Source organism: Georgenia sp. 311 (genome assembly GCF_006151955.1).
GTDB classification, from domain to species: domain Bacteria; phylum Actinomycetota; class Actinomycetes; order Actinomycetales; family Actinomycetaceae; genus Oceanitalea; species Oceanitalea wutianyii.
Genome location: NZ_VDFS01000010.1, coordinates 1 through 6780, shown reverse-complemented (window position 1 = coordinate 6780; position 6780 = coordinate 1). Strand labels below are relative to the sequence as shown.

The 6780-nt window shown below is 71.9% G+C and carries 8 protein-coding genes and 1 pseudogene; 3 read left to right on the top strand and 6 right to left on the bottom strand.

Annotated features, from left to right (window positions below):
- A pseudogene (locus FHE66_RS00955) lies at nt 1-803 on the bottom strand (ABC transporter substrate-binding protein); the annotation flags it as partial.
- 152 nt (nt 804-955) lie between these two features.
- On the bottom strand, nt 956-2629 hold the full coding sequence (locus FHE66_RS00950; RefSeq protein WP_139071125.1) for an alpha-amylase family protein: 1674 nt from the start codon (nt 2627-2629) through the stop codon (nt 956-958).
- Nucleotides 2630-2746: 117 nt separating this feature from the next.
- Here FHE66_RS00950 and FHE66_RS00945 point away from each other — a divergent pair, with 117 nt between their 5' ends.
- A complete protein-coding gene (locus FHE66_RS00945; protein WP_139071124.1) occupies nt 2747-3244 on the top strand; it encodes a class I SAM-dependent methyltransferase in 498 nt (165 codons plus the stop codon).
- Nucleotides 3245-3405: 161 nt separating this feature from the next.
- On the opposite strand, the gene FHE66_RS00940 is transcribed toward FHE66_RS00945, so the two are convergent.
- Genes FHE66_RS00940 through FHE66_RS00930 form a run of 3 tightly spaced genes read right to left on the bottom strand, consistent with a single transcriptional unit; the run spans nt 3406 to nt 4976 of the window.
- On the bottom strand, nt 3406-3879 hold the full coding sequence (locus tag FHE66_RS00940) for an SRPBCC domain-containing protein (protein ID WP_139071123.1): 474 nt from the start codon (nt 3877-3879) through the stop codon (nt 3406-3408).
- A 5-nt stretch (nt 3880-3884) separates the two neighbouring features.
- Entirely contained in the window at nt 3885-4232 is a 348-nt protein-coding gene (locus FHE66_RS00935) for a helix-turn-helix transcriptional regulator (RefSeq protein WP_139071122.1), read from the bottom strand.
- 33 nt (nt 4233-4265) lie between these two features.
- Nucleotides 4266-4976, bottom strand: coding sequence for an alpha/beta fold hydrolase (locus tag FHE66_RS00930; RefSeq protein WP_139071121.1), 711 nt, complete (start codon nt 4974-4976; stop codon nt 4266-4268).
- Nucleotides 4977-5056: 80 nt separating this feature from the next.
- Between FHE66_RS00930 and FHE66_RS00925 the strand changes: the two genes are divergently transcribed.
- A complete protein-coding gene (locus FHE66_RS00925; protein WP_139071120.1) occupies nt 5057-5485 on the top strand; it encodes a DoxX family membrane protein in 429 nt (142 codons plus the stop codon).
- Between the two features lie 17 nt (nt 5486-5502).
- Here the strand turns inward: FHE66_RS00925 and FHE66_RS00920 are convergent, their stop codons facing one another.
- Nucleotides 5503-6465, bottom strand: a complete 963-nt coding sequence (locus FHE66_RS00920; protein ID WP_139071119.1) for a TIGR03885 family FMN-dependent LLM class oxidoreductase — start codon at nt 6463-6465, stop codon at nt 5503-5505.
- Nucleotides 6466-6551: 86 nt separating this feature from the next.
- Here FHE66_RS00920 and FHE66_RS00915 point away from each other — a divergent pair.
- A partial coding sequence (locus FHE66_RS00915) for an asparaginase domain-containing protein (protein WP_176554596.1) occupies nt 6552-6780 on the top strand: 229 nt, incomplete at its 3' end.

Sequence of the window (6780 nt, the reverse complement as noted above, 5' to 3'; positions counted from 1 at the left end):
CAGGTTGCGGAAGGCGACGTCGACGTCGCCCTGCTGGACCGCGAGCTTGAGGGAGGTCTCCTCGGTGAAGTACTGCGCGGTGACGGTCGGGGTCTGCGCCGGCTCGAGCATGCCGCCGTAGTCGGCGAAGGCCTCGTAGCGGACGAGCTCGTTCTCGGCGTAGTCGGTGATCGCGTACTGGCCGGCGAAGGCCTGGCCCTCGACGATGTCGTCCGCCGGGGTGAGCTCGGTGGCGGAGAAGACCTCCTCGTCGACGATCGGCCCGACCGGGGAGGAGAGCACCTGCGGGAAGGTCTGGTCGTTCTCGCCCTTGAGCGTGAAGACGACGGTGAGCTCGTCCGGCGTCTCGACGCTCTGGAGGTTGTAGAGCAGCGAGGACGGCCCGTTCGGGTCGGCGATCGCGAGCTGTCGGTCGAAGCTGAACTCACGTCCGAGGAGGTGAGCTCGTTTCCGTTCGCGAAGGTCAGGCCCTCCTTGAGGGTGACCGTGTACTCGCTGGGCCCGGTGAACTCGGCGGACTCGGCGATGTCCGGCTCGACGTCGGGGCTGCCGTAGGGGGTGTTGAGCAGGAACGGGAAGACCTGGTTCTGGACCAGGAAGGAGCCGTTGTCGTAGGAGCCGGCCGGGTCGAGGGAGAAGATCACGTCGGTCGTGCCGACCGTGATGCTCCCGCCACCGGTGCCGTCGTCCGTGCCGGTGTCGCTGCCGCCGGTGTCGCTCGTGTCGGCGCAGCCGGCGAGGGTCAGCGCGAGGACGGCGGGCGCGGCGAGGAGCGCGCGGCGCCGAGGGTGGGCAAGGGTCATGGTTCACATCCTTAGGAACGGGACCCGGCCGGCGGGAACCGGTCGGCATGCCACGCGCACTGCTGGCGACAGCACGCAAGGCTGGAAAATAACACACGGCGTCTCAGCCGATGAGAACTTCGTGCCGGACCGTGGGCACTCTCCAAGCGGGCCTACGGCAGGCGCAGCCCGCCGGGGTGGTGGACGTGGAACCAGCGGTAGCCGTACCCGTCGAGGACCAGCTCGACCGCTCCGCCGTCGCCGACCTCGACGTTCTCCCGCCCGAGGAGGCACTCGAGCACCGAGCCGGCCGGCGCGTCCACGGTGAGCGGGACGGTGCGGGCCTCGCCGCCGAGGTTGTGCACGGCGACGACGGCGCGCCCCTCCCAGGTGACCTGGTGGGCGAGCACCTCGGGGTTGGGCTGGTCGAGGAGGCTGAACGTCCCGCGGCCGAGCTCGGGGTGGGAGCGGTAGATCTGGATGAGGTGGCGGATGAAGCTCCACAACGAGTCCGGGTCGCGCATCTGCTCCCACGCGTTGACGAACTGCGGGCCGTAGCCGTCGGGCACGGGCCGGGCGACCAGCCGGGAGGGACGCGCGGTGGAGAACCCGCCGTTCCTCTCCGGTGACCACTGCATCGGGGTGCGCACCGCCATGCGTCCCTCGGCGTCGAGGTCCTCACCCATCCCGATCTCCTCGCCGTAGAACAGCGACGGCGTGCCGGGCAGCGAGAAGAGCAGGGAGTACACGAGTCGCACCCGGCGCGGGTCGCCGTCGACCATCGGTGGCACCCGGCGCTTGAGGCCGCGGCCGAAGAGCTGCATGCGCTCCTCCGGGCCGAACGCGGCGAAGACCTCCTGGCGCTCCTCCTCGGTGAGCTTGTCGAGGGTGAGCTCGTCGTGGTTGCGCACGAACGTCGCCCACTGGCAGTCCTCGGGGATCTCCGGGCGACTGCGTAGCGCCTCGGCCAGCGGCCCGGCGTCCCTGCGAGCGAGGGACAGGTACATCTGCTGCATCGTGACGAAGTCGAACATCATGTGGAGCTGGTGGCCCTCGCCGAAGTACGTCACCTGCTCCTCGCGGGGCACGTTGACCTCGCCGAGCATGATCGCGTCCCCGCGCCGCCGGGAGAGGAAGGCGCGGATGTTCTTCAGGTGGTCGTGCGGCTGGGCCATCGCGTCGGCGTCGGCGCCGGTCATCCCGACGTCCTCGAGGAAGAAGGGCACGGCATCCACCCGGAAGCCGTCGAGCCCCAGCTCGAGCCAGAAGCCGATGACCTTCATGATCTCGTCGCGCACCTTGGGGTTGGCGACGTTGAGGTCGGGCTGGTGGGAGTAGAAGTGGTGGAGGTACCACTCCTCGGTGCGCTCGTCGAACGTCCAGATCCCGTCCTCCTTGTCGGGGAAGACGGTCTGGTCCGAGGTGTCCGGCGGGGTGTCCGCGCGCCAGACGTAGTAGTCCCGGAACGGGTTGTCCTTCGAGCGGCGCGAGGCCTTGAACCAGGGGTGCTGGTCGGAGGTGTGGTTGATGAGCAGGTCGGCGATGACCCGCATGCCGCGGTCCTTGGCGGTGCGGACCAGCTCGACGACGTCGCCGTGGCTGCCCAGGCGCGGGTCGACCCCGTAGAAGTCGGTGACGTCGTACCCGTCGTCGAGGTTGGGCGTCGGGTAGAAGGGCATGAGCCACAGGCACGTGACGCCGAGCCGGGCGAGGTAGTCGATCCGCTCGGTGACGCCCGCGACGTCACCGATGCCGTCGCCGTCGGAGTCGAAGAAGGTCTCGATGTCGAGGCAGTAGATCACTGCCGTCTTCCACCACTGGTCGGAGGTCTCGGTGATGCGGCTCATCGGTTGTCGTCCCCTGGAGGGTGGGCGGCAAGGTCGCGCCATGTCTACCGGGAGCCAGGCCTCGCGGCATCCGGTGGTGCGGGGCACGATGATCTGGGCGCCGGGTGAGGAGGGGACGTGGAGGACCGTCACGAGCTGGCCGTGGGCCTCGTCGCGGCTCGCGAGCCGGCGGCGGTGCTCGAGGTCGGCTGCGGGCCGGGCGCGACGATGGCGCGGCTCGCCGGCCGCCTGCCCCGCGCGCGCTTCGTGGGGATCGACCGGTCCGCGACGGCGATCGCGCGCGCGACGGCGCGCCTCGGGGAGGTCGTCGGCTCCGGACGGGTGGAGCTGCGGCAGTGCGCGCTCGCCGACCTCGACGTGCCCGACGCGAGCGTGGACGCGGCGCTCGCGGTGGACGTCAACCTCTTCTGGACCTCGGCCGCGGTCAGCGAGCTCGCGGCACTGCGCCGGGTGTTGCGGCCCGGGGGAGTGCTCCATCTCGTCTTCCACACCCCCGCGCCGGGACCGAGGGTCCTGCCGCGCGCCGGGCGCACGCTGGAGCGGGGCGGCTGGCGGGTCACCGGTGTGGCCGGTCATGGCGCGCTCGCCGCGCTCACTGCCGCACCGCCCGCCTGACGCCCGGGTACGCCCGCCTGCACGCTCGTGCAACCGTGCGCCTCCTCCGCTCACCGTGCGCCCCTGCTTGCCGCCGTGCGCCCGGTGGAGCGGCACGGTGGCTGCGCGGGGCGCACAGTGGCGGGAGCGGTGCGCACAGTGGCGGGCGCTGCCAGAGGGGCTCAGTCGTCCATCGGGCTCCCGGTCTCGACGAGGGTCTTGAGGCCGGAGAGCGACCACGGCCAGCCGCCGCCACCGCCCTGCGGGTCCCCACCGCCGTCGACCTCCTCGAAGAGCTCGGGCGCTGCGCTGACGTCGTGGGTGAGCGTGACCTTGGTCTGACCGCCGGGGAACTCGGTGAGCTCCCAGGTGAGGGTCGTGCTCGGCATCTCCGGGTGCCACGTCGGGCGCCAGGCGAGGACGAGGCGGCGCGGCGGGTCGATCTCGAGCACCTCGCCCTCGATCGCGGTGTCGCCCATGCCCATCTCGCGCATCTCGGGGGTCGTGAGGTTGCGGTAGGCGCCGCCGGGTCGCTGGTCGATCTCGACCGCCCCGCCGTAGCCCCACCGCTTCGTGTCCTCCGAGGTGGTGATGGCGTCCCAGATCCGCTGGGCCGGTGCCTTGATGTAGATGCTGTGGATGACGCTGGTAGCCATGTCGCTCACTCCTGGTCCGGGGTCGTGTCCTCGAGTCGTTCCTTGAGCTCGATCAGGGCGTCCGCAGTACGCGCTCTGTCGGTGTACTTGCCGATCCACCGGCGGTGGATCTGCTGGATCGGGACAGGGTTGAGGTAGTGCTCCTTGACCCGGCCGACCTTGCGGGTGCTCACCAGCCCGGCAGCCTCGAGGAGGCGCAGGTGCTTGGACACCCCGAAGCGCGTCATCTCGACGTGGCCGGCGACGACGTCCTCGAGCTCGCCGAGCGATCGCCCGTCCCGCTCGAACAACGCGTCCATGAGCAGGCGGCGGACCGGGTCCGCCAGCGCCCTGAACACGAGGTCGTCGTCCACACCGACGAGAATAGGTGACCGATAGGTCACCTATCAAGGGGTCGAGGCCGCCCGTGGCGCCTCGTGGGCGTACCGGTCGAGCAGTGCGGCCAGCTCGGCGGGCCGGCTGAGCGCCACCGCGTGCCCGCCCTCGACGTCGTCGGGCACGACGCCGAGGCGCTCGCGGGCGAGGCGGTGCTGGAAGTCTCGCGGGAAGAGGCGGTCACGGCTGCCGGTGACGACCCGGGTGGGGACGTCGGGCCACGCCGCGAGGGGCCACGGGTCGGCGAAGGGGCGCCCGGACTGGTCGCGCGTCCGCCGTCCGGACTCGGCGAAAAGGTCCGGGGGCACGTCGTGGCCGTAGAGCACCACCGGGTCGGAGAGGTCCTCGGGGGTGAGGCCGAGGCTGTGCGCGTACGCCTCCATCGCCTCTCCCTGGCCGCTCACCTCCCACCACTCACCGCCGGTCTCGCCGGGCCGCGGGATCATCGCGTTGACGAGGACCACGAGCCGCACCGCCAGCCGGTCGGCCGCGAGCGGGGCGGTCAGCCCTCCCATCGACTGGGCGACGACGACGAGGTCCTCGCTGCCGTCCGGCACCGCGGCGACGACGGCCGCCGCGTAGGCGTCCAGCCCGGCGGTGTCGTCGTCGGCGGGAAGGTCGACGGCGACGGTCGTGTGGCCACGGGCGCGCAGCTCGCGCTCGACGAGGTGCCAGTACCAGGCCGACCCGCCGGCACCGGGGACGAGGACGAAGGTTGCCATGCCCTACCGACCTGCCGCGGGACCGGAACTCGTCGGGGCCTTCCCGCGCGCACGGCCTCGGGCGTTCCTACACTCGGCGGATGTCGACACTGCGCACCGCCGCCCGCCTGGCCCTCGGACTCGCCATGGTCGGCGCGGGGGTGGGCCACCTCACGAGCCAGCGCGAGGAGTTCCAGGCCCAGGTGCCCGACTGGTTCCCGGTGGACGCGGACCTCACCGTGGTCGTCTCCGGGGTCGCCGAGATCGCCCTCGGCGCCTCGTTCCTCGCCCTTCCCCGCCACAAGCGCGTCATCGGCGCCCTGCTGGCGGTGTTCTACGTCGTCATCTTCCCGGGCAACGTCGCGCAGTGGCTCGAGGGGACCGACGCCTTCGGCCTCGACACCGACCGCAAGCGCTTGGTCCGGCTGTTCTTCCAGCCGCTCCTGGTCCTGTGGGCGCTGTACGGCGGTGGCTGGCTCGCCCGGCGCCGGGAGCCGGACCCCGGGAAGGAGGACGGCGCGCGGTCCTGACCCGCGGCAGGGACCGGTCAGGAGCGGAGCGCCGGGAGCAGCTCGTGCTCGGCGAGCGCGAGGAACGGGGCCTGGTCCTGTGAGACGTGGTGGAGGTACACCTCGTCGAAGCCGAGCTCCTCGTACTCGCGCAGCTGCTCCACGAGCTCGGCGACGGAGTCGGTGACGACGACCGAGCGGGCCACCTCCTCGTCGGGCACGAACTGGCCGATGGCGTCGAAGTCCTCGGGGGTGGCGGTGTCGTGGCCGATCGGCTCGGGGAACGGGTGGTTGCGCCACTGGTCGCGGGCGATGTCCCGGGCCTCGGCGAGCGTCGGGGCGATCGACACGTGGACCTGGAGCGCCAGCGTGCCCGTCCCGCCGTTGTCGCGGTAGGCGGCGACGATCTCGCGCACCGACTCGACGTCGCTGTTGATCGTCACGAGGCCGTCGGCCCACGTCGCCGCGCGCGCCGCGGTGGCGGGGGAGAGGGCGGGGCCGATGAGCGGGGGCGGGGTCTGGGGCAGGGAGTAGATCCGGGCGCGCTCGGTGGTCACGTGCGCGCCGCGGTAGGTGAGGTCCTCCCCGGCGTGGAGGCGGCGGATGACCTCCACGCACTCCTCGAGGCGCTCCTGGCGCAGGTCCTTGCCGATCCACTTGTCCCCGGTGATGTGCTCGTTCATGTTCTGCCCGGTCCCCAGCGCCACCCAGAAGCGGCCGGGGAACATCTCGGCGAGCGTCGCGGACGCCTGGGCGATGATCGCGGGGTGGTAGCGCTGGCCGGGGGCGTTGACCGTGCCGAGCCGCAGGTTCGTCGTGGCGAGCGCCGCACCGAGCCACGACCACGCGAAGCCGGAGTGTCCCTGGCGCGTCGACCACGGGGCGAAGTGGTCGGAGCACATGGCCATGTCGAAGCCGGCACGCTCGGCCTGCTGCACGTCGCGCAGGAGCCGGGAGGGAGCGATCTGCTCGTGGGAGGCATGGAATCCGTAGAGGGGCATGGGTCCTTGTGTATCGCGGGGCACTGTGACGGGCACGTCGAGGGCCGTGTGCGGGCGGGGGTCGGCGACGGTGGGATGCTTGGCGCATGGAGCAGCCGACCCTCGCCGTCGCGGCCATGGGCGGGACCATCGGGATGGTCGCACCCACGCCCGGTGCCGCCGCCGAGCCCCGCCTCGACGCCGACGCGCTCGTCCGCGTCGTCCCCCACCTCGGCGAGCTCGCCACCCTGCGCACGACGACGGTGACGACCAAGCCCTCGGCGTCCGTCGACGTCGACGACGTCCTCACCACCCTGGAGTGGGCGCGCGCCCAGG